This window comes from Indolivaga capnocytophagoides DSM 22835 (assembly GCF_000426485.1).
Classification (GTDB): Bacteria; Bacteroidota; Bacteroidia; order Bacteroidales; family Dysgonomonadaceae; genus Dysgonomonas_A; species Dysgonomonas_A capnocytophagoides.
The window spans coordinates 1-2,681 of the sequence record NZ_AUFL01000036.1 but is presented as its reverse complement, the minus strand read 5'-3'; the positions used below and the strand labels follow the sequence as shown (position 1 = coordinate 2,681).

Genomic DNA, 2,681 nt, shown 5'->3' with positions numbered 1-2,681 from the left:
AAAGAAGCCGCTATAAAAGCGACTTCTCATGTAGCACGACCGGAGATAATTATTTCATAATATATCAGCGTGTTATATATTTCAGTCCGAAATAAATCCGTTATTAGATCTGATTTCGAGCAAGTCTTCCAACTACTTTATATAAAAATAATATATCATCTGCTTCAACAACCATATCAGGGAATGTCCTTCTACCATCAGGATTAAGAACGGTATTATATGAAACTAACGATAATTTATCATTTTCTTGATATACCAACTTTAGCAACCTATCCTCTTTTGTAATTACAATATATGGCTGACCGTTCTCAATATAATTACAATCAGATATTTCTCGAACAAAAACTGCATCACCCGGAGCGTATTTATCATACATACTTTCTCCATAAACAATAACTCCGACACATCCTTTAAAGTCTGGAATGTTTACTCTCGATAAAACTTTATTTTCATCTCCGAATAATCCAATACCTTGACCGGCGCAAATACGAATATCTAAAATCGGCTGACCTTCATCTATGGATATTGTGATGGGACTATCATTGACCGATTCTGAATTTTCAATATTCAACATATCACCCTTCCCTGTAAGTAGCCACGTTATATTTAGATCAGGGTATAAATTAGATATTTGGTCTAAATACTCCTGGCCTATTGATTTTTTTATACTATTAATATACCCATTAGAGGCTCCTATTTCTTTCTCAAAATAAGATTTTTTTATGTTTCTATACTTAAGGTAAGCCTCAATCCTATCTTTTATTGTCTGACAATCAACCATATAAATATTTTAACATTATTAAATTAGATTTTCAGTCTAATTTATTTTGCTAAATTAGACTATTAGTCTATATTTGCATTGTAATCATATAGAAAAATAATAGCAAATATATATAATAAATATGGAAAACAAGACAGCAATAAAACCTATAAGAGGGTACAAAGGACTGGCTAAGCACTTAGGGGTATGCCTAAAGACAGTCTACAACTGGCGAGACAAAGATCTATTAAAATATACTAAAGTTGGCGGAACCATACTATTCGACCCTAATGACTTCACAAAACAAAAAGACTAACCATGGAACTACTAACAGATCAAGATGTAATGTTAAAGCTATCGATAAAAGATAAGCGAACATTGAGAAAATACAGAAGGTCTAAAGGATTAGACTTTATCAGAATGGGGCAAGTTTACCGATACACTCAAGAAATGGTAGATAGTTTTTTATACAAGAATTCATCATTAGCAATTAAGAAGAAATAATCATGGGCGCTTTACAATTAAACATAAACGACTTCAAGCCAGTACTAACAAATAGTGCATTGGAAGAGATAGCAAAACAAGCTATGCAAGAATTGGATGTCTATAATTACGGAGATCAGAAATCATTCATAGCAGAAACACTTAACGGCTTCCACATTGAAGTGACAGTTGACTACAAAGGGATGAGTTATCGCCATATTTCTCTTTACTACTGTGAGATATGCAAATACGACAAAGCTACTGAATCTTACGGCTCTGATGATGATTGCGAAATCTACACAGATATATTGAAAGGCTACCTATACGACAAGATATCAGACCTTAACGAGTATGACGAGACCTACTATTACGAAAACGAAAAAGAGTATGCCATATGACCAAGAAAAGACGCTATACCAACCCCAAAGGTCGTGAAGTTTCAAAAGTGACTTGCGACTATTCGAAAGAAACACCTCAAATCATCGAAGATGAAACTCTAGGCAAAACAGGAACTGCATACTGTTGGATAATTGGAATTATAATCGGCTCAATCATCACATATCTATTATTATGAAAAAGATAGAATTTACATTCAATAATTTGGGAGCAAAAGCTATCGCGCATGTAGATGGTAAAAAGTTGATTAAAGTATCCTTTCCCGTAAAACTCCCTAGAAAATTCTATAATTCATTTTTGAATGAGGCTACTCTAGCTTTTTATGAACAATATCCAAAATACAACTGATCATGAAAACAAAAAGTATAAAACTCACAAGAAACCATTTGATGTGGTTCGCAATAGCAGTATTCCTGCTAATCTATTTTGCAAAGATCAATCAGTCAGAAGTCAGGGATGGTCATTTCCCTAGTACAGAAGAAATAGAGCAAAGACAAAAAGATTCAATGCTTGAGTATCAAACCTCAGAAGGGCGCAACGTCCAATTTCCAGAAGATATAATAGGCTATTAAGCCAAACGGGCGGTGTCCGGTATAGATGTAGTCGGTTTGTAATGCATCTAAGGGGTTCGATTCCCTTGCCGCTCACAAATCAAGATCTTTTACATATTTCCGATCTAGGACTTGCTAATTCATAAACAAGTTGAACCGATGATATTTCAAACTACGTGTAATATGATGGATTACATAAGATGCTCGAAATTTCCTTTGCGGTAAGGGTAGGTAAACCGTGAGCATAAAAATATAATTCCGGTGTGGCTTGATCGCCTATCCGGAAACAAGCAATGTGTTTTTTGAAGCTAAATGAATAATAGTATGAACACTAAAACAGAAAGGAGGTCAAAATGAAACTTTGCTAAAATATCACAGACACCAATAATCTAAAAAGCCTCATTCCCGTCACAAGAAAAAACGAAAATAGAATCAGATTAATTTAGGGAGTGAGGTTTTTTCTCAGTGTGCATTGGGTTGCTATCTGGGAG

At 34.3% G+C, this 2,681-nt stretch carries 6 protein-coding genes; 5 read left to right on the top strand and 1 reads right to left on the bottom strand.

Annotated features, from left to right (window positions below):
- Positions 1–103: 103 nt before the first annotated feature.
- Positions 104–781 carry a S24 family peptidase gene (locus K322_RS0113450; RefSeq protein ID WP_026627340.1) on the bottom strand — a complete coding sequence of 226 codons (678 nt, stop codon included), beginning with the start codon at positions 779–781 and terminating at the stop codon, positions 104–106.
- Between the two features lie 121 nt (positions 782–902).
- On the opposite strand from K322_RS0113450, the gene K322_RS20685 reads away from it, so the two are divergent.
- The 5 genes from K322_RS20685 (at position 903) to K322_RS0113420 (ending at position 2,211) form a co-directional block, all read left to right on the top strand.
- Positions 903–1,076 (top strand): helix-turn-helix domain-containing protein, encoded by a 174-nt coding sequence (locus K322_RS20685; RefSeq protein WP_084158581.1) that lies wholly within the window; start codon positions 903–905, stop codon positions 1,074–1,076.
- Positions 1,077–1,078: 2 nt separating this feature from the next.
- On the top strand, positions 1,079–1,264 hold the full coding sequence (locus tag K322_RS0113440; RefSeq protein WP_026627339.1) for a MerR family transcriptional regulator: 186 nt from the start codon (positions 1,079–1,081) through the stop codon (positions 1,262–1,264).
- Positions 1,265–1,266: 2 nt separating this feature from the next.
- Positions 1,267–1,641 (top strand): hypothetical protein, encoded by a 375-nt coding sequence (locus tag K322_RS0113435; RefSeq protein WP_026627338.1) that lies wholly within the window; start codon positions 1,267–1,269, stop codon positions 1,639–1,641.
- Positions 1,638–1,817 (top strand): hypothetical protein, encoded by a 180-nt coding sequence (locus K322_RS0113430; RefSeq protein ID WP_026627337.1) that lies wholly within the window; start codon positions 1,638–1,640, stop codon positions 1,815–1,817. The genes K322_RS0113435 and K322_RS0113430 overlap by 4 nt, the downstream gene beginning before the upstream one ends.
- A 172-nt stretch (positions 1,818–1,989) precedes the next feature.
- Positions 1,990–2,211, top strand: a complete 222-nt coding sequence (locus tag K322_RS0113420; RefSeq protein ID WP_026627336.1) for a hypothetical protein — start codon at positions 1,990–1,992, stop codon at positions 2,209–2,211.
- The last annotated feature ends 470 nt before the right edge of the window (positions 2,212–2,681 follow it).